General features: G+C 73.1%; 19 protein-coding genes and 1 tRNA gene. 3 read left to right on the top strand and 17 right to left on the bottom strand.

What is annotated here, in order from left to right; all coding sequences use genetic code 11:
- The first annotated feature begins 106 nt into the window (after window positions 1-106).
- Window positions 107-985: a zinc metalloprotease HtpX gene (gene htpX, locus ACN27D_RS10230; RefSeq protein ID WP_121686199.1), complete on the top strand. Its 879-nt coding sequence runs from the start codon at window positions 107-109 to the stop codon at window positions 983-985.
- A 97-nt stretch (window positions 986-1,082) separates the two neighbouring features.
- Here the strand turns inward: htpX and ACN27D_RS10225 are convergent, their stop codons facing one another.
- Together ACN27D_RS10225 and ACN27D_RS10220 are read right to left on the bottom strand one after the other, a co-directional pair.
- Window positions 1,083-2,273 carry an MFS transporter gene (locus ACN27D_RS10225; RefSeq protein WP_421498985.1) on the bottom strand — a complete coding sequence of 397 codons (1,191 nt, stop codon included), beginning with the start codon at window positions 2,271-2,273 and terminating at the stop codon, window positions 1,083-1,085.
- Window positions 2,270-3,115 carry a DUF6065 family protein gene (locus ACN27D_RS10220; protein ID WP_187691358.1) on the bottom strand — a complete coding sequence of 282 codons (846 nt, stop codon included), beginning with the start codon at window positions 3,113-3,115 and terminating at the stop codon, window positions 2,270-2,272. The genes ACN27D_RS10225 and ACN27D_RS10220 overlap by 4 nt, the downstream gene beginning before the upstream one ends.
- Window positions 3,116-3,306: 191 nt before the next feature.
- On the opposite strand from ACN27D_RS10220, the gene ACN27D_RS10215 reads away from it, so the two are divergent.
- Window positions 3,307-4,566 (top strand): MFS transporter, encoded by a 1,260-nt coding sequence (locus tag ACN27D_RS10215; protein WP_121686196.1) that lies wholly within the window; start codon window positions 3,307-3,309, stop codon window positions 4,564-4,566.
- Between the two features lie 4 nt (window positions 4,567-4,570).
- Here the strand turns inward: ACN27D_RS10215 and ACN27D_RS10210 are convergent, their stop codons facing one another.
- From ACN27D_RS10210 to ACN27D_RS10190, 5 genes are all read right to left on the bottom strand, one after another.
- Window positions 4,571-5,086, bottom strand: a complete 516-nt coding sequence (locus tag ACN27D_RS10210) for a hypothetical protein (RefSeq protein WP_187691357.1) — start codon at window positions 5,084-5,086, stop codon at window positions 4,571-4,573.
- Complete coding sequence (locus ACN27D_RS10205; RefSeq protein WP_120573070.1) at window positions 5,067-5,573, bottom strand: SigE family RNA polymerase sigma factor; 507 nt, start codon at window positions 5,571-5,573, stop codon at window positions 5,067-5,069. Before ACN27D_RS10205 ends, ACN27D_RS10210 begins: the two co-directional genes overlap by 20 nt.
- A 65-nt stretch (window positions 5,574-5,638) precedes the next feature.
- Entirely contained in the window at window positions 5,639-7,000 is a 1,362-nt protein-coding gene (locus ACN27D_RS10200) for an MFS transporter (RefSeq protein ID WP_421498984.1), read from the bottom strand.
- A gap of 120 nt (window positions 7,001-7,120) precedes the next feature.
- Window positions 7,121-7,510 carry a YunG family protein gene (locus tag ACN27D_RS10195; protein WP_421501128.1) on the bottom strand — a complete coding sequence of 130 codons (390 nt, stop codon included), beginning with the start codon at window positions 7,508-7,510 and terminating at the stop codon, window positions 7,121-7,123.
- Between the two features lie 279 nt (window positions 7,511-7,789).
- Window positions 7,790-8,284 carry a YajQ family cyclic di-GMP-binding protein gene (locus ACN27D_RS10190; RefSeq protein ID WP_135242086.1) on the bottom strand — a complete coding sequence of 165 codons (495 nt, stop codon included), beginning with the start codon at window positions 8,282-8,284 and terminating at the stop codon, window positions 7,790-7,792.
- A 147-nt stretch (window positions 8,285-8,431) separates the two neighbouring features.
- Here ACN27D_RS10190 and ACN27D_RS10185 point away from each other — a divergent pair.
- A tRNA-Tyr gene (locus ACN27D_RS10185) sits at window positions 8,432-8,515 on the top strand.
- A gap of 63 nt (window positions 8,516-8,578) precedes the next feature.
- Here the strand turns inward: ACN27D_RS10185 and ACN27D_RS10180 are convergent.
- From ACN27D_RS10180 to ACN27D_RS10135, 10 genes are all read right to left on the bottom strand, one after another.
- Window positions 8,579-10,069: a tyrosine-type recombinase/integrase gene (locus ACN27D_RS10180; protein WP_421498983.1), complete on the bottom strand. Its 1,491-nt coding sequence runs from the start codon at window positions 10,067-10,069 to the stop codon at window positions 8,579-8,581.
- Window positions 10,066-10,269, bottom strand: coding sequence for a helix-turn-helix transcriptional regulator (locus tag ACN27D_RS10175; protein ID WP_421498982.1), 204 nt, complete (start codon window positions 10,267-10,269; stop codon window positions 10,066-10,068). The genes ACN27D_RS10180 and ACN27D_RS10175 overlap by 4 nt, the downstream gene beginning before the upstream one ends.
- Window positions 10,266-10,433, bottom strand: coding sequence for a hypothetical protein (locus ACN27D_RS10170; protein ID WP_421498981.1), 168 nt, complete (start codon window positions 10,431-10,433; stop codon window positions 10,266-10,268). Before ACN27D_RS10170 ends, ACN27D_RS10175 begins: the two co-directional genes overlap by 4 nt.
- Window positions 10,434-10,800: 367 nt before the next feature.
- Window positions 10,801-12,399, bottom strand: coding sequence for a YfjI family protein (locus ACN27D_RS10165; protein ID WP_421498980.1), 1,599 nt, complete (start codon window positions 12,397-12,399; stop codon window positions 10,801-10,803).
- Window positions 12,396-13,169 carry a DUF6884 domain-containing protein gene (locus ACN27D_RS10160; RefSeq protein ID WP_421498979.1) on the bottom strand — a complete coding sequence of 258 codons (774 nt, stop codon included), beginning with the start codon at window positions 13,167-13,169 and terminating at the stop codon, window positions 12,396-12,398. The genes ACN27D_RS10165 and ACN27D_RS10160 overlap by 4 nt, the downstream gene beginning before the upstream one ends.
- Complete coding sequence (locus tag ACN27D_RS10155; protein ID WP_421498978.1) at window positions 13,166-14,299, bottom strand: bifunctional DNA primase/polymerase; 1,134 nt, start codon at window positions 14,297-14,299, stop codon at window positions 13,166-13,168. Before ACN27D_RS10155 ends, ACN27D_RS10160 begins: the two co-directional genes overlap by 4 nt.
- 4 nt (window positions 14,300-14,303) lie before the next feature.
- A complete protein-coding gene (locus tag ACN27D_RS10150) occupies window positions 14,304-14,594 on the bottom strand; it encodes a hypothetical protein (RefSeq protein WP_421498977.1) in 291 nt (96 codons plus the stop codon).
- Window positions 14,591-14,839 carry a hypothetical protein gene (locus tag ACN27D_RS10145; RefSeq protein ID WP_421498976.1) on the bottom strand — a complete coding sequence of 83 codons (249 nt, stop codon included), beginning with the start codon at window positions 14,837-14,839 and terminating at the stop codon, window positions 14,591-14,593. Before ACN27D_RS10145 ends, ACN27D_RS10150 begins: the two co-directional genes overlap by 4 nt.
- 141 nt (window positions 14,840-14,980) lie before the next feature.
- Window positions 14,981-17,194, bottom strand: coding sequence for a cell division protein FtsK (locus ACN27D_RS10140; RefSeq protein ID WP_421498975.1), 2,214 nt, complete (start codon window positions 17,192-17,194; stop codon window positions 14,981-14,983).
- A 90-nt stretch (window positions 17,195-17,284) separates the two neighbouring features.
- Window positions 17,285-18,097 (bottom strand): hypothetical protein, encoded by an 813-nt coding sequence (locus tag ACN27D_RS10135; protein WP_421498974.1) that lies wholly within the window; start codon window positions 18,095-18,097, stop codon window positions 17,285-17,287.
- Window positions 18,098-18,099 lie beyond the last annotated feature (2 nt).

The raw sequence follows: 18,099 nt of genomic DNA, 5'->3' as shown, positions 1-18,099 counted from the left end.
CAACATCCAGCCAACTTTCAGCCATGAGCCGGATGGTTGACGGGTACCGGTGTGTTGAACCGGTCAGCGGGCCTCCCGCAAGAGCCCGTGCACCGAAGGAGAGATCGTGCATCACAACCGTCTCAAGACCGCAGCGCTGCTCGGCCTGTTGACCTCGCTGATCCTCGCGATCGGCTACTGGTTCGGCGGTAGCGGCGGTCTCGTCATCGCCGTCGTCATCTCGTTGCTGATGAACGGCGTCACCTACTTCTACTCCGACAAGCTCGCACTGCGCTCGATGAAGGCGCAACCGGTCAGCGAGGCACAGTTCCCCGAGCTGTACCAGATGGTGCGGGAGCTCTCCACGTTGGCCGGGAAGCCGATGCCCCGGCTCTACGTGAGCCCGACCTCGCAGCCCAACGCGTTCGCCACCGGTCGTAACCCGGAGAACGCGGCGGTCTGCGTCACCCAGGGCATCGTGGAGATCCTGGACTACCGGGAGCTGCGCGGCGTGATCGGCCACGAGCTGTCCCACGTCTACAACCGGGACATCCTGATCTCCAGTGTGGCGGCCGGCCTGGCCGGCATCATCACCATGCTGGCCAACCTGGCCTGGTTCATCCCGCTCGGCTCCTCGGACGACGAGGACAGCCCGAACCCGGCCGTGCTGCTGCTCACGCTGATCCTCGGCCCGATCGCCGCCACGGTGATCCAGCTCGCGATCAGCCGGAGCCGGGAGTACCAGGCCGACCAGTCCGGCGCCGAGCTGAGCCGCGACCCGCTGGCCCTGGCCAGCGCCCTCCGCAAGATCCACATGGGTACGCAGGCGCGCCCGCTGGCGCCGCAGGGCCAGCTCGCCAGCACCGCCCACCTGATGATCGACAACCCGTTCAAGCGGGGCGGCGGCATCGCCGCGATGTTCGCCACCCACCCGCCGATGGAGCAGCGGGTGGCCCGCCTGGAGCAGATGGCCCGCAACTCCGGGCCGGTGCAGTTCCAGCGCTGACCCGCGTGACCCGAACGCCGCCCGCGTCCACCCGGACGCGGGCGGCGTCGCGTCTGCGGCCCTTCCGCGCCCGGCCGGCTCGGGCGGCCGGCCCGCGTCAGGACACGGCCGGCTCGGACAGCCGGTCCGGCCGCGCGACCAGCACCACGGCGAGCAGCACCACCCCCGCCGCCAGGTAGGCGGCGGCCGGGCCGAGCAGCACCGCCACGCCGCCGAGCAGGAAGATCCCGACGCCGGAGAGCACGATGTTGCCGGCCACGATCGTCGCCTCCACCTGCCCCATCCGCTCCCGCGGCGCCAGCCGCGCGAACGTGGCCTGGGCCCCGATCAGCCACCCGCCGCCCGCTCCGACGAGCGCGTTCGCCACGGCGAGCGCCCACGCCGGGGCGTCGAGCGCCACCAGCAGACCGGCCAGCAGCAGCGCGGCGGCGAGCGCGCTCGCCGCCGCCACCTGACCGGTCACCCGGGCCAGCCAGCCCCGCCGCCCCACCACCAGCACGAACACCGCCCCGCCGAACGACGACGCCGCCAGCACGACCGGCCGCCACCCGCCGGAGGCCAGATCCGGGGCGAGCGTCTCCGGCAGCCCGCCGGACAGGACGGTGGCCAGGGTCAGCAGCGCCACGCCCCGCAGCACCGGATGGGCGGCGATGATCCGGATGCCCGCGGTGGCGGGCGGCCGTGGACCCCGGTGCTCCTGCCTCCGCACCGGCAGGCCGGCGAGGACCACCGCCGCGAGCAGGAACGAGACCAGATCGATCACGAGCGCCACCCGGGGGCCGAGCGCCACCGTCACACCGGCCCCGGCGAGCAGGCCGACGACCTGGCCGCTCTGGTTGGCGAAGGCGGAGAGCCCGAACAGCGGCAGCCGCAGCGGCGCCTCCACCGCCTCGGCCGTGATCGCCACGTGCACGCTCGCGTACGCGGCCCGGACCGCGCCGAGCAGCCCGGCCGCCACGATTGCCGGCACCGGCCGGGGCGCCGCCGCCGGTACGGCGATGAGCACCGCACCGGCCAGCGAGAGCCCGACCAGCATGGTGCGCCGGGCCGGCACGTCCAGCCAGCCGCTGAACACGGTCGCGACGAGCAGGGCGGGCACCGTGCGGGCGGCGTACACGGCGGCCGGGCCGAGGACCGAATCGGTCTGGTCGTACGCGAGCAGCAGCAGGGCCGCCAGCCCGACGAAGTCGCCCAGCTCGGAGACGCCCCGGGCGACGAGCAGCCGGGCCGCGACCGGATGCCGGAACAGGGCCCGGTAGCCGGGCACGGGCGTCGCGGTGTCGGTCATCGATCCGACGGGTCCGTTTCCTCGACGCCGACCGGCTCGTAGTCGGCCCGCTCACGTAGCCGGCGGGCCTGCTCCCGCCGGTAGCTGCCGCGGATCTGCGGATCCTGCCGGCGGCGGCGCAGCGCCACCAGGTCCGCCCACAGGTCGTCCGGCCACTGGGCGATGCCCTGCCCGGTGACCAGCTCGGCCTGCCGCGACGCCGCGAGCGTCGACCGGTGCACCGGCTGGAGGCACATCAGGGGGATGTTCCGGTAGAGCCGGACCACGTGGCCCGGCTCGGTCAGGCGCAGGATGGTCGGCAGGAACGACGTGTACCAGTCGGTCTCCACCACGCCCTCGTAGAGCTGCAGCCCGCGCTGCGCCGGCCAGTTCGGCACCCCGCGCGCCAGCAGACACCAGCCGGGGGAGGTGCGGGCCACCACCCCGGTGACCATCTCGATCGTGTGCGGGGCGCGCGGGTCGGCGTCGATGAAGGGCATGGTGCCGCCGTAGCGGTCGAAGATGTCCAGGCCGTCCCGGAACCGCTCCGGCAGGTCCGTGAGCTGCGCCGGTGCCTGCGGCAGCGTGCCGTCGTACCCGCCGGCCAGCGACCGCCAGCCGGCCGGCTCGTTCTCCTGGAGGAGACTCCACTCGGTGTCGTGGCCGTCCCAGCGCAGCGCCACGTCGGCGGGCGGGTAGACGTACCACCCGAGACCGGAACCGGCAGCCACCGGTGGGCACTGCTGCACCGCGCGGACCGGCAGCGAACCCCGGAGGGTGGCGGACGCGGGCTCGGCGGGCCGGGCGTCGCCGTACAGGGAGTAGATCTCGACCCGTAGCGGCGCGACAGCCATGCCGCTCATCCGACCTCCGATCACGGCGGCGGCCGACCCGCCGTAGGCATGGACTCCGTTCGATCACCGAACCTACTCGTTCCCGGCGGGTAAGGCAGCCCCGCATTGGAGCCCGATGTGACCGACTCGACCACCGTCCCGGTCAGCAGGGGCGTTAGGGTCGGAGGCTGACTCACTCGTTACTCCCGGAGGTGCACACCGTGGCCGCACTGCGCCAGTACCAGGGCGTCTGGCGGATCCCCGGCGCGCCGATGCTGCTGATCCTCGGCATCATCGGCCGGCTCGGGATCGGCATGACCCCGCTGGCGCTGCTGCTCGTCGTCGAGCAGGTCACCGGCCGGTACTCCCTGGCCGCCGTCGCCGGCGGCATCTACGCGCTCTCCGGCGCCGCGCTCAGCCCGGTCGCCGGCCGGATCGCCGACCGGGTCGGTCCCGCCCGCGTCCTGCTGGTCACCGCGCTCGCCCACCCGTTCGCCCTGATCGGGCTGCTCGTCGCCACCCGCTCCGACAGCGGCAACCTCGGGCTGATCTACCTGGGCGCGGGCGTCGCCGGAGCCACGTACCCGCCGCTCACCGCCGCGATCCGGGGCGCCTGGAACGACCTCACCGCCCCCGCCACCGGCCGGGCACACCTGCGCAACACCGCGCTCGCCGCCGAGACCACGCTCTTCGAGGTCGTGTTCGTGATCGGCCCGCTGCTGGTGGCGGGCTTCGTGCTGTTCGCCGACGCCGCCGCCGCGCTCGTCGGCGCCGCTGTGGTCACCCTGGTCGGCACCGGCACCGTCGCGCTCGGCCGGGTCATGCGCGGCTGGCGCCCGCACGCGCGTGAGCACCACGCCCGGGGCCTCGGCCCGCTGCGGCTCGGCGGCTTCCCCGCGCTGCTGCTCTGCGTGGCGAGCCTCGGCATCGCGTTCGGCGCCTCCGGCGTCATCGTCCCGGCGTTCGCCGGGAACTCCGGCGCCGACGACCCGGAGAGCCTGGCCGGCGTGCTGCTCGCCGTCTGGGGCATCGGCAGCGCCATCGGTGGCTTCTGGTTCGGCGTACGCAAGCCCGCCGCCAACATGACCCGCCAGTTCGCTCTCCTGCTCGGCACCGTCGCGGCCAGCTTCGCCGTCTTCGCGGTGATGCCCGGCCCGGCCGCGCTCGGCGTCGCGCTGGTGCTCGGCGGAGCGGCGATCGCTCCCGCGCTCACCCTGGAGAACACGCTCGTCGGGCGGATCACCCCGGCCGGCATGCTGAACGAGGCGTACACCTGGGTGGTGACCATGTCGGTCGCGGCGAGCGCCGCCGGCGGCTCGATCGCGGGCCTGATCATCGACCACGCCGGCGGCGTCTCGTGGGCGTTCGTCTTCGCCGGGGTGGCGGTCGCCGTCGGGGCCGCGGTCGCCGCGCTGCCCGGCGGCCCGATCGCCCGGGCCGAGGCCACAGCGGTACGCGCCGAGCAGACGCTCGCCGCCTGACCGCTCACCCGCCCGCTGTCACCACCCGCTCCACGCCGGGCAGCTTCTCCACGGCGGCCCGGATCGGCGCCGGGTCCTCACCCTGCGCCAGCAGCACCGACAGGACCACCCGGCCGTCGCCGTCCGGCCGGGCCGCGACCGTCCTGCCACCGCAGCGCAGCCCCGTGTCCCCGCGCGCCTGCCCGATCCGGTAGTCGACCTCCCCGATCTGCGGCGTGCCGGCACCCGGCCGGAAGACGACGTCCAGGCGTACCGGCGGGTCGGCCCGGCACGCGACCGACGCCCCTGCGGACGGGGTGGCCGCGGTGCCGGCGGCCGGCATAGGCGCCGCCGGTCCGGACAGCGTCGCCATGGTCGCGGCGCCGCCGGTGACAGTCACAGCGGCCACCCCCGCCAGAACCGTGGCCCGTCGCCGGCTCCTGGCGCGCCCCCGTGCGCGCACCTCGGCCGCCGGGCTGAGCCGCAGCCCGGTCATGTCCTGCTCCAACTCCCGCAGAGCCTCACCAATGCGTGCCGACATCGACTTCCTCCTTGTCGTCGGTCAGTAGAACGGCGAGCGCGGCACGGCCCCGGGACAGGTACGACTTGACAGTCCCCTCGGGCATGCCGGTGGTCCGGGCGATCTCCGCCACCGGCAGATCGTGGAGGTGGTGCAGGACGACGACCAGCCGCTGCGCCTCGGGCAGCCGGCGTAACGCCGCGAGCAACGCCACCCGGTCCGGATTGGGCCCGGGCGCCGGAGCCTCCCGGCCCAACCGGGCCCGCGCGGCGAACCAGCGCCGCAGGCCGCGCCACCGATTGGCGGTCAACCGCCAGGCCACCGTCCGGACCCAGCCCTCCGGATCCTCGTACGCCCCGACGCGCGACCAGCGCTGCCAGGCCCGCGCGTACGCCTCCTGCGTCACGTCCTGGGCCTCGGCCAGGTCGCCGCAGAGCGCGTAGACGTGGTGCACGACCCGCCGCGCGGTCGCCGTGTAAAAGGCGTCGAAGTCCTCGGGGCCGTCCATGCCCACCTCCCGTGTCCGCTCTCACCACACGACACCCCGATGCGGCTCCGGCGGTTGCAGGCGGATCAGGTCGCTCCGGGTCGTACCCGATCCGGCACGTCCACCCGGGCGGGCGGGTCGTGCGGTCCGGGCTGGTCTGTCGTCTGCGGGTCGTGCGGGCCCGCCGGCCCGGTCCGCTCTGTGCTCCGCGCTGCGGGGCCCGGGCGTGCGGCGGCCGTCGCGGCGGCCAGACCCAGCGCGAGGATCGTCACCGCGCACGCCAGGAGCGTGGGGCGTGCCCCGAGCAGTGCGGTCGCCGGACCGCCGAGCATCGTGCCCAGCGGTACCGCCAGCACGGTGACCGCCCCGTTGGCCGCCAGCACGCGGGGGAGGTCCACGGTGCCGGCGCGGCGCTGGAACAGCGCGGTCGCGGTCGGCTGGTAGGGCGCCCAGACCAGGCCGGCGAGCGCGAACGCGGGCAGCGACAGGACGATCGGCGCGCCCAGGCCGAGCGGGAGCAGCGCGGCGCCGAACAGCGCGACGATGCCGGCGAGCGTGGTCCGCAGCGGCCATCCGCGCAGGTGGCCGGTGAGCAGTCCGCCGAGCAGCGAGCCGACGCCGAACGCGGTGTAGTAGGCCGCGAGCGTCCCGGCGGAGGCGCGCAGCTCGTCGGTGACGTGCACCGGCATGGCCACGTAGAACGGTCCGAAGAGGAAGAAGAACGCGAAGGACAGCGACAGCAGGCCGAGCAGCGACCGGTCCCGCGCGATGATCCGGAATCCCGACGTACGCGACGGCCCCGCCCCGGCCGGGGCGGCTCGGTCACGGACGGCCGCGGCTTCTCGATCGCGGACGACCAGGCGGTAGCTCGCGGCCAGCACGGCGAAGCTGGCGGCGTCGACGGCGATCACCCACACCGCGCCCACCCAGGCGATGAGCAGGCCGGCCAGCGGCGGGCCGACGATCGTCGCGGCCTGGCCGAAGACCCCGAGCAGCGCGTTCGCGGCCAGGTGGTGCCGCTGCGGTAGCAGCTCGGCCACGAGCGTGAACCGGCCGGCCGACCCCCACGGGTGCAGCAGCGAGGACACCGCGAGCAGGGCGACGTACAGACCGACGTCCAGCACCCCGGCGAGGTGGGCGACCGGAATCGCGCCCAGGGCGGCCGCCCGCACCGTCGCGTCCCAGCCGGCGAGCTGCGCCCCGCTCCGTCCACCCAGCCACCGGCCGAGCAGCACCGTGCCGGCCGCACCCGGGAGCGTGTACGCCGCCACCGCGAACGCGGTCCAGGTGCCGCGCTGCCCGTCGGGTGCGAGTTGCAGAGCAAGCCAGGTCACCGCGACAAGGGCGAGCCCGTCACCGAGAGCGGAGGTCGCGAGCCCGGGCAGCAACCGGCGCAGTACCGGTTGGCCGAGCACCGGGCGATAGGGGAGGAGCATCGCGGGGGTCATGGCTCCCACCCGACCGCACGCCCGGCCCGTACCCCAAGGAAGTTGCCTGACGGCAGAAGACGGCCGTGGCGTTCCGGCCCGCCGGCCGTGGCTGGACCGCGGTCTGCCGCGACGTCGCCGTCACGGTCGAGTGGGCCGGGTCGGTTCGCCGCCGTAGAGGGCTGTGAAGACGCGGTGCCGCAGGATCTCGTACTGCCGGCGGCATCGGCGAGGTGGGCCCGGCGGACGTTGCTGGACCTGACCCCCGACGACGACTTCCGGCGGCTGGAACTGGTCAGCTGTCAGGTCGACCTCGCGACCGTCGGCCAACCGATTCCAGTAGTGGTAGCCGATCTTGACGTCTCCGGCGAGGACCTCGCCCAGGATCAGCTCTCCGCCGAGCAGGTCCTGGATGATCAAGGCGGTCACTCCGCACTGACCACGGGCCGGGTTGCCGGCGTGCCAATCCTGCACATCGTGTGGATCGCAGGTGTCCGCTCCCCAGCCGCTGCGCAGTACCGGCCGCAGCATCTCCAGGCCGATCGCGAGAGGGACTGATTGCTGGGCGGGCTCTTGAGGCGTCATCCAGGAAGGGTCGGCCCTCGACCGGGTCGAGAGTCAAGAACATCGCCGCCTCGGGTCCCGGCCGGCCGAACGGCACCGCCAGCGGGCTCGCTCATCTAGCAGTCTGGCCCGGGTGGTGTCAGGCCGTCGCCAGGCCGTCGGTCGCCACACAGTAGTGACGAACGACGACCAGTGGCGACGAGACCCGCGAGGCCAGATGCCCTGACCTGCCCGGGCGGCCGAGCCTTACCGGTAGTTGGTGAACTGGAGCGCCAGCCCGAAGTCCTCGCCCTTGAGCAGAGCGATGACGGCCTGGAGGTCGTCCTTCTTCTTACCGGTGACGCGGAGCTGGTCGCCCTGGATCTGCGCCTGCACGCCCTTCGGGCCCTCGTCGCGGATCTTCTTGCTGATCGCCTTGGCCTTGTCCGAGTCGATGCCCTGCACCACCTTGGCATCGATCTTGAAGATCTTGCCCGACTGACGGGGCTCACCGGCGTCGAGCGACTTCAGCGAGATGTTCCGCTTGACCAGCTTCTCCTTGAAGACGTCCAGCGCGGCTCGGACCCGCTCCTCGGTCTCCGCCTGGAGGCTGATCGCCTCCTCGCCCGACCAGGAGATCTCGGCGCCGGTGCCGCGGAAGTCGAACCGCGTCGCGAGCTCCTTCTCCGACTGGCGGACGGCGTTGTCGACCTCCTGCCGGTCGACCTTGCTCACGATGTCGAACGACGGGTTCGCTGCCATGCTCATGCTCCTGCTGTCCGGCGGTCTGTCCTGGTCCGTCCCGCGCTGACCAGCGTGGGACCTCCTGACGGTACCCGGTTGCGGCAGTGCCGGGGACAACCGCTATCCTTGCTTCCGCTGCCGCGTTGCGACGCGGTGGTGTGCCCTGGCGGGTTGCCCGAGCGGCCAATGGGAGCGGACTGTAAATCCGTCGCGAAAGCTACAGAGGTTCGAATCCTCTACCCGCCACCAGGTGCACGAAGAGGCCCCTGACCAGCGCGAACGCCGGTCAGGGGCCTCTTTCGTGAGTCTCACTCAATCCCGCTCTAGCTCGCTCGATCTCGCTGGCTGTGTCACATGCGTGTCACCGAGATCATTGGTGCCGGAAGCCGCCGGGCGGGTCGGGTCGGCGGCCGGCGTCGGGAGGCCGAGCGCCGCCTCTACCCGGCGGCGGGCCGCTTCCTCCTGGCCGTAGACGCACTTCGCGTAGACCCGCATGAGGACGTGCACGCTGTGCCCGGCCCACTCGGCGACCTGTGTAGCCGGCACCCCCGCATTGAGCCAGAGCGACACGGCGGCGTGCCGCAGGTCGTACGGTCGCCGGGCCAGCGGGGAGCGCTGCTGAGCCGGGGTGAGCACCTTTGCCCGCGCGTCGCGCCACGCCTTCCCGTAGGTGTTGTTCGGGATCGGCTGACCGGCGGTGGGGACGTACCGCCCGCCGGGGCCGCGTCGGGTCACGAACAGCTTGCCGTTCGATCCCGGCGGGTACTCCTTGATGTGGTGATCGAGCAGCCGCACCAGCGGCGGCGCAACGGGCACGTCCCGGGTCGCTGCCTTTGCCCGGTGCTTGAGCCCTCGTTCCTCGGCGGTGTCGTCTCCGTCGCCCCAATCCCGTCCTACGGCCACCGTCGAGCCGGTCAGGTGCAGCACGCCCCATCCCCCACGCTGGGCGGGTCGCTCGTACTCGTCTTCGCGCAGGTGAAGCACTTCCTCGGGCCGCAGCGCGGCGTAGTACATGCAGCCGAAGAACGCTTCCAGCTCGGGCACGGTGCGCCCCACCTCGGCGAGCAGCGCCCGAGCCTGATCGGGGTTGACCACCGCTCCCCGGTCGACCTCATCGGCCATCTTCGGTGCAGTCCAGCTCACCAGGGATATCGGGTGCGCGTCGAGTAGCCGCAGCTCAACGGCGTACTTGAGAGCGCCGGAGAAGACGGCCCGCTTGCGGGCGATCGTGCTGGGCGACGCGGGAGCACCGTCCATCCGCAGGGCGAGCGTGTCGAGCGCCTTCCGCACCAAGGCAGCGTCGGCGAGCGCCGTCAGGTCAACGGTGTTGGCCTTGAGCCAGCGCACGGCGGTGGCCAGGTGGGCGGGCGGCTCGCCAGCGTCTCGGCGAGCCCTGTTGAACACCCACCCATAGAGCGCGGCACGCATCGCCTTCTCGCTCGGCACGCCCCGGTCGGTCACCAGCAGCGCCGGAGTGACGGTGGCCAGCGTCTCGGCGATGCCCTTGCGGTGCTTCGCCGACGCGCGCGGCCACTTCATGTCAACGTAGGCCACCGCGTGCTCATACCACGACCGGGCGTTGAGCGCGCGCGCCATCGGCTCGGGCAGGCCGCTAGCCTCATCGAACGCGACGCCTTCCCGCTGGGACACCACGAGCTTGGACCGGAAGCTCTCGGCCAGTGCCCGGGTGGCGAACGTGTCGCGGAACGGCCTGCCGGCAACCTTCCAGCGCACGCCGTAGGAAAAGCCCTTGGTGAGCTGCCGTTTCTGGATGCTGTAAACCCGTACGTCGTAGCTGCTCATGCTGCCTCTTCGTGGTCATCGAGCCAGTGGTCCAGGTCGCGGCGGCGGACGTACAGGCTGCCGTTGGGGTACTTGATCGTTCGGGGTGCGCGGCCGGTGGCCTTCCAGCGGAAGAAGGTCGAGCGGGGTACGCGCAGTTCGTCCAGGACTTCGGCGAGGGTGAGTAGGTTCCCGGTGGGGGTGCGGCGGGCGGTGGTCATGGGCGGGTGTCCTCCCTCGGGGTGGCGTGGAGGTAGATGCGCTGCAACAGCGGGGATCGGCGGTCGGGGTAGGGCCGGCTGACCTGCTGGATGTGCAGCACTCGGGCGATGGCGGCGAGCGCTGCGGCTGTTTCAGCGGGTGTGCCGTGCAGCCTGAGTCGCACGGTGAGCGCCTTCCGGTCGGTGCGGGTCGCGTGTGGAGGGTCGGTTGGGCGGTGCGGCAGAAGGGCGTAGGGCGGCCCGCTGAGAGCGCCGTAGAGCCAAGATCCGGGGCTTCCCGGTGTAAGGCGTAAGGCGTGGTGCTTTCAGGGGCTCTCAGCGGGCCGTTTCCGGGGTGCCGGCGGCCGGTCGGCGCGTCGGGTGCTGCCGGGAGGGGCCGGGAGGCGTTGACACGTTGACAATCGGCGGCCGGGCGACCGTTTCCGCAGGTGGGAGTGGGTGGGAAGGTGTCAACGGGGGGCGTTGACAGGCGTTGACACCCGTTGACACCGGTCGGGCCGGCGGCGGATTGTCAACGCCTGTCAACGGCTGTCAACGGGGGGCGTTGACAGCCTCGGACGTGCCGTGAGCTGCGGAAACGTTGGCGGTTGGGGCGGGTGTCAGCGTGTCAACGCTTCCGGGGTCCTCCGCCGTGGCGCGGGGGTGCAGCTCGTAGCGGCCGTCCGGCCCGTTGCGGACCCACCCGAGGGCGGCCAGCTCGGCGAGCACCGCCGACACCTCATCGGACTTCGGGAGCCGGCGGGACACCTTGCGGTGCAGCTCGCGGCGGGTGAAGGTACTCATGCCCTTGCTGGTGAGCACGCCGAGCACGTACCGGGCGTTCTCGATCGCGGTGTCACTGCCGATCGTGGTGAGAGCGGCCCGGTAGTGGGCGGCGAAGAACTCGGCCAGGCGTACGGCGTCGGCCATGCGGTCGGCGTCGATGGGTTGCCGCCAGGCGTCGGCGGGGTGGTGGGCGACGTGCAGCAGCCCGGCCAGGCGCAGCGTCGCGCCGGAGAGCTTGTTGCCCCACTCCCGCATGTCGTACAGGCTCCCGCCGGGACGTAGCTCGGCCTCCACCTGTTCGGCGGCGGCCCGCCGCACGGTGCCGGCCTCGGGGGTGAGGACCACTACGGCGGGGTCTTCCCACTCGGCGAGGGTGGCGGCCAGGTCGTGCACCCGGTGCCGGTAGCCGGCGGTCACCGGCTCGGGAATCGGCGGCGTGTCCACGGCCCGATATCCGGCGAGGGAGCGCGGGAGCGCGAACAGGAATCGAGCGGGTAGGCCGCGTCCGGCGAGGTCGGCGTTTCCGCCGAACTTGCGCAGCACGCTCGGTTGCGCCATGACGCACACGGTCAGAGCGGGCTTGTCGACCGAGGCACCCTCGCGGGTCTGCCGCTCGTTGCTCATCGGCTGCCCCGCGTGACCCTTGAGGTACGGGTCAAGGTTCGGGGCACCGGAGTACCGACCGGCCAGGGTGTCGAAGATCCCGCCCTCATCCGAGATGATCGCCATCCGTCCGCCGTTGGCGGCCATCAACCCGATGAGCGCTTCGGGAGTGGCGTCGTCCACGATCAGCCGGGGCAGGCCGGGAACGGTGATGGCCTCGGCGGCGATGGCGGCGGCCACCGCCTCGGCCGCCGCCTCATCGCGCTTGCCGGGGTCGGCGGCCTTCGCGGCGGCGGCCTTGGCCTGTTCGGCCTGCCGGTCGGCGATGTCGCGCAGCGCGGCGGCCTCGGCGATCCTCGGGCGCATCGCCTCGGACAGGGTGGACTGCGCGGCGAACAGCGGCGCGGTCATGGCGCGGTGAACGGGTGACTTGCGCTCGCCGGGGCCTGCGATGACGGCAGCGAACACGTTGACCGGCTCGCGCCACCCGGCCACCGGCTCGACCTCCAACCGGCCGCCCGCGCACGCGGACAGCACCGCCACGGCGAGGGTGCCGGCCATGGCCGGATCGGTCTGGGTGAACCGGGCGACGCCGGTCACCATGTCGGCGAGCCAGCGGGGGAACACGTCGACCGGGAACGGCGGCGGCGCGGTGGACGGCCCGGTCAAGGGCACTGGAACATCCCATAGCGGGCCGCCCGCTGTTTCCTGTTCGGTGGGTTGCGGGTGGTCGGTGACCAGGTGCAGACGGGCGGGCGTCATGCGGCACGTCCTTCCGTGAACGGCGCGGCGGATCGGGGTCGGATGACAACCGGGGTTGTCGGCGTGCGCGCCAGCTCGGCCAGCAGCGCCATCTGTTCAGGCATGCCGCGTGTGCCGTCGAGAGGCCGGCGGGCGTGCGGCCACACCGCCGACACCGGGTCGGCGTAGTCGCGGCCGGCGAGCACGGTCACGGTGCCGGCCACGTCGATGCCGAGCCGGCGGGCCTGTGCGCGCAGCGTCGGCACGGTGACCGCGCCGGGTTGGCCCATGCGCAGCTCGTACGGCTCGATCACGGTGTCCGGCGTGAGTAGCCCGTATCGGGCGGACAGGATGACCAGCCGGCCGCCGAGCCGGTCCGCTGCCCGGCGGCACGCCCGGTGGTAGCTGCCGGTGTACATGCGGCCAGCGGGCGCGGGGTGGTCGAGCTTCGCTGCGCCGCAGGGCACGATCACCACCGCGTCGTCGCGGCCGGTAATAGTGCGACGCATGCGAAGGTTCACCGCCTCGGCGTATGCCTTGCTGGCTGCCTGCCGGGTGGTGCCCAACGTCCGGCCAACGTCGGCATACGACCATCCGTCGATGAGCACCAGATCGACCGCTATCCACTCCCGCGCTTCCCGGCAGGCAGCTTCCAACGCGGACAGCGCGCCGAGGGCATCCGAGGGCGTCCGGGCCGCAGCGACAGCGGCGGCATGACCGGCGACGAGACCGGTTGCCGCGACGAGCTGGGGCGCGCGGTGACAACTGCGGTTGTCGCCGGGCCGACTCACGCGGCCACCGTCCGAGGTCGCTTGCTGCCGGCGGCGAGGCCAGACCGGACGGTGCGGTACGCCTCGGCGGTGCGCAGCCCGGCGTCAAACCCCGCCTGTTCCAGCACGCTTTGGGCGTCGTCTGCGCCGAGCGCCCCACCGGCCACGAGTTGACCGAGGGCCACGGCGGCGATGTACAGCGCCCGGTTGCGCTCCCCGTCCGGCGCGGTGGTCACCCGGTCGACCTCGCGGGCGACGGCGGCCCGCACGTACCCGCCAGCCCGCCCGGTGCCGAGGTCGACCACCACCGGCCGCTGCGGCGGCAACGGCGCGGGCGCCAGCAGTTCGGCCAGCCAGGCCGGCAGCGGGGCGGGGTCGGTGTCCAGGTCGACCGTGTACGGCCGTCCGGCGACCGTCGAGCCGGCGGCCACGACGTATCCGCCGTGGGCGCGGGTGTCGACCATCGGGCCGAGCGTGCCGGCGGTGTTGCGCAGCGCCGGCCCGCCCTCGGGGTGCCGGTAGTAGAGGTGCGTGCCGCCCCGCCCGGTGGTCACGGTGTACGTGGCGTCGATGACAGCCCCGTACGCGGTGGCGAGGTCGGCGAGGGTGTCCAGCCCGGTCGGGCCGGCGGTGCCGTCCTTGCGGGTGTCCAGGTCGACCACCATGAGCCGCGACGGCCCGCACGCGAGGCCGATGCCGTAGGGGCGGGCGGTCCACGCTCGGCGGATGCGGTCGGGGTCGGTGGTAGCGCGTGCCTCCCACCCGACGTGTCCGGTCCGGCAGCGCGGGTCGCGGCCGGTGCAGTCGTCGGCGGTGTGGTCGGGGAAGGCGGGTCGCTTGTCGTCGGGGCGTAGCGGGAAGACGTGCCAGCCGCGTTCGGCGTGGCCGAGGGCGGCGGTCAACAGCGGGTTGTCCGACATGGTGCGGGTCCTCTCCGGTGGAGCGGGCGGGGTGTCGGGGATGGGGCGGGGGTGGCGGCGTTCGTGCCGGCCGTGGGCGCAGGCGGCGCAGTCACGGCGTTGCAGCAGCACGGGCCGCCCGCTGAGGGCGTGGTCGGCGGGGATGAGCCGGCCGCAGATGTGCGGGTACGCCTCGGCGTCGGTCACCGGTCGGCCGAGCACCGCGCTCGCGGCGAGCCACCGGGCCGCCATCAGGTCACCGCCTCGGCCGGGGCCGGGCGGCGATGGCGGCGCGGGTGACGGCTTGGCGCATGTCGCCGAGCAGTCCCACCAACTGGCGGCGGGCGGCCGGCTCGGTCGGGGCGAGCGCCACGCGGACGCGCACCTCGGCGTGCTCGCGGCCGGCGGCGGTCCGCACGCGCACCAGGACGGCGCGGGAGCGGCCCGGGATGTCGACCACGATCTCTTCCGAGCGGTGCTCGCCGAGGCCGCAGCGGTGGTCCCGGCCGCACCAGTCGGTGTGCTGGTTGGGGTTGCGGCGGTTCATCGGGTGGCCTCGGAGCGGATGCGGTGGAAGTAGTTGAAGATCCACCGTCCGGCGCGGAGCCGGTAGCCCCGGTCGCAGCGGCGGCAGGCACGCGGGCGGCGCAGTACGCGGGTGGTCCGGCGGCCGGTTCCGGCGCAGCGTCGGCACGCGGTGAAGGGCTTGATCCAGCACAGCCCGGCGTAACCGAGCGTGACCGTGGCGAGGATGACGGCGACAGCGATAGCGAGGGTGATCAGGGGGTTCACAAGTGCCTCCCGGGCCGGTTTTCGGGTGCGCGGGGCTGTGAGCTGCTATCCGCTAGGCCGCAGCTCATGATTCCGATGGGGTGCTAGCGGGGGTGCTAGCGCTAGCAGGTCGGGCCGCTAGCGCTAGCACCCTCGCGACGGTCAGCCGGCGGACCGCTTGCGGTCACGCTCCGCGATGGCCTTGAGAAGGTCGGCGTGCTTGATGCCGCGCCGGGTGACGGGCTTGCCGTCGATGCGCCGGCCCACGTCGCCGACCTTCACCAGCGGGTGGGGCTTGAGCGCGGTGGAGAGCTGTGCGGCCTCCCACCCGCCGTACACCTCGGGTCGCAACTCGGCGAGTAGACCGCACAGCGTCTCGTTCCACGCGGCCTTGTCGTCGCCCGGCCACACTCGGGCCAGGTCGCCGAGCACGTCCGCGACCGGGGCCACGGTGCGGGTCTGCTCGTCGGGCTTGGGCAGGGTGCCGGCGGCCTGGCGCAGCGCGACGGCGCGGGCGACGACCTTGGCGGCCTCGGTGGTGTCGACCTTGTACGACTTGCCCGCCGAGGGCTTGGGGCCGAACCCGCGCAGGATGCCCCACCCGGCCTCATCGCCGGGCACGAACACCGTGGCCCGGTAGCCCTGCTTGTACGCCGACGTACCGAGGATCATGTCGTTTGCGGTCTGATCGGCCACGGACAGGCAGAACCGGGAGTTGACGTTGCGGGTGATGCCGGTGGGCAGGCTGTCCTTGTCCGGGATCTGCGTGCCGATCAGCAGGATCACGCCGAACGCCCGGCCGAGCTTGATGACCTTCTCCAGGATCTCCCCGGCGTCCTTGCCGTACTTGCTGGTCATCAGCTCTTGCAGCTCATCGAAGAACGCCACGAGCGGGTGAAGCCCGGAACCCTTGAGGTTGGCCAGTTCCGGCGTGACCTTGTTCTCCGGGGCCTTGCCCAACCTCGCGTAGTGCTCGATGCGCTTGGAGCGGCGGCGGCACTCCTCGTACAGCCACTCGATGAACGCGAAGCACCGCGCCAGCGTCTCGTCATCGAAGCCGTTGCCGTACTCGGTCATGACCGGCTCCAGCACGGCGAAGTCACCGACGCCCTTGAGTTCGTAGCCCCGGATCTCCGCACGCGGATCGAGCGCGGCGGCCAGCACGAGCGTGCGCAGCGCGAACGTCTTACCCGAGCCGGGCTGACCACCGAACAGCCAGTTGCGGAACATCATCCCCGCGTGGATGGTGTCCAGCCGGGGCGTGGTGGCGAACGGGAACGCCTTGAACAGGTCGACCTTCGCCGACTCCGACAGCAGCGGCCAGGGCGGCTGCGTCATCTGCGACGCCGGTTCGTAGCCGACCCACAAGGCCAGGCGGCCCGTGTGACCGGGCGCGGAGTCGGGCCACACCTGATCCAGCGGCAGCCGCATCGCCGACGCGAGCTTGCCCCGGCGGGCCACCACCTCGGACGCCTCCACCCCATACGGCAGGTCCACCACCGCGAGGTGGCCGGGGCCGTCGCGGTGAATGTCCACCGGGAAGCTGATCGCCTTCGCGTCCTTGGCAACCGCCGAGTTGATGGCCGGCAGTTGCAGCGACGTGAGCGCCCGGCGGACCAGCTCGGCGGTGAGCTTGCGGTAGCGGGTGCCCTCGGTCACCCGGTCGGTGAGCGGCTTGTCTGCCGGCCGTCCGAGCGTGGCCAGCAGCGGCAGCACCGCCAGCAGAGCGACCCACCGCCACCACGACGGGCCGAGCGCCAGCACGATCGCGCCGGCCACCATCGCGCCGGCCGCGCCGGCCAGGACCCACCACCGCCAGACCGTCTGGCGCTGCCGGCGGGCATCCAGCTTCATCCACGTGTCGGCGTCGCCCTTGTTCGCGGCGGCCTGCCGCAGGTGCCAGTTGCCCTCTTCGGCGCTGGCCCAGTGCAACGCCCGGCCGAGCCCGCGGAACAGGCCGAGCGGGGCGTAGGCGGCCGTCTTCGCCGCGTACTTCGGCAGGCGCACCGCGTGGTAGGCGGTGACGTAGCCGGCGTCCTTGCTCTGGTGCCGCACGGCCGCGCGCAGGCCGCGCCACGAGCGCGCCCAATCGGCCAGGATCGGCCGCCGGTCGCGCTGCCGGGCGAGCACGTCCGGCGGGATGTCCTCGGCGGCGTCGACCGGGCCGCCGAGGCGTTCCGGGCCGTTGTCGATGCTCTCGGCGTCCTCGCCGTCGTTGTCGTCGGCCTCGGCCTCGGCCGGCGGGCGGGGCTGCGGCACCCGCCGGGCGCGAGCGTCGTCCAGGTCCACCACCTCGGCACCCTCGCCGGTGGTCGGGTCGGTCAGCTCGGCCTCTGCGGCCTGCCAGTCGAAACGGTTCTCATCAGGGGCAGTCATGATGGTGCTTCCTCCATCGGTCGGGAGATCGGTAGGGGGCCGGCGGCACGGCACGGGTTTCCAGGCCAGGAGCCGTGCCGCCGGGCGGGGCTAGGCGGCGACCGGCACGGCCGCCGGGGTGTCGGCGGTGCGGCGGGCGGTGGTCTTGGCGGCGGCGGCGCGAACCTCGTTCACCCGGTCGCGGCCCCACCGGTCGGACATGTCGAACTGCCGGCCGAGGGCGGCACCGGACAGCGGGGAGCCGGCGGTGACGCTCTGCCGGTACGCCTTGCGGGCAGCGGCACGGCGGGCGCGGTCGTCCAACTCCGGCACCGGGGTCGGGTCGGCCGGCGGCGCGACGGTCGGGGCGGGGTCGGTGGCGGTTGCCGGTTCGATCACCGGGGCGGGTGCGATTTCCGGCACGGTGGCGCTTGCCGGTTCGATCACCTCGGCGGCCGGCACGAGCACCGCCTCGGGCACCGGGGCGGCGTGGGTGCGCGCGCCAGTCGCCAGCAGAGCGCCGGTCGCCATGACCATCAACCCGTCGACCGCGAGAGGGCCGATCATGGCGGTCAGGCCGTCTTCCCCGTAGAAGGCGAGTAGCCCGGACAGGTGCTTGTAGGACACGATCGCGGCGACCGTGGCCACCGGCACCAGACCACCGAAGCGCAGCACCGACCAGCGGCGGCCGGCGGGCCAGGCGACGCGGGCCAGGATCTCGACGGCGACGAACAGCGCCACCGGCCAGAAGATCGCGCCGACCACCGCGCCGGTCTGCGGCGTCCAGTCCGCCGGGATCGGCGGCGCACCCTCGGGCGCGGCCGGGGGGACGTAGGAGTGTGCGACGTTCGCGGCGATCGACACCGCGCCGCCGAGGATCGCGCCGAAGTAGGCCCATCCACGGCCAGAGACACGGGAAGTCATCA

The organism is Micromonospora sp. WMMD1274 (assembly GCF_049179035.1).
Classification (GTDB): domain Bacteria; phylum Actinomycetota; class Actinomycetes; order Mycobacteriales; family Micromonosporaceae; genus Micromonospora; species Micromonospora tulbaghiae.
This window is presented reverse-complemented; position numbering and strand designations above follow the sequence as displayed.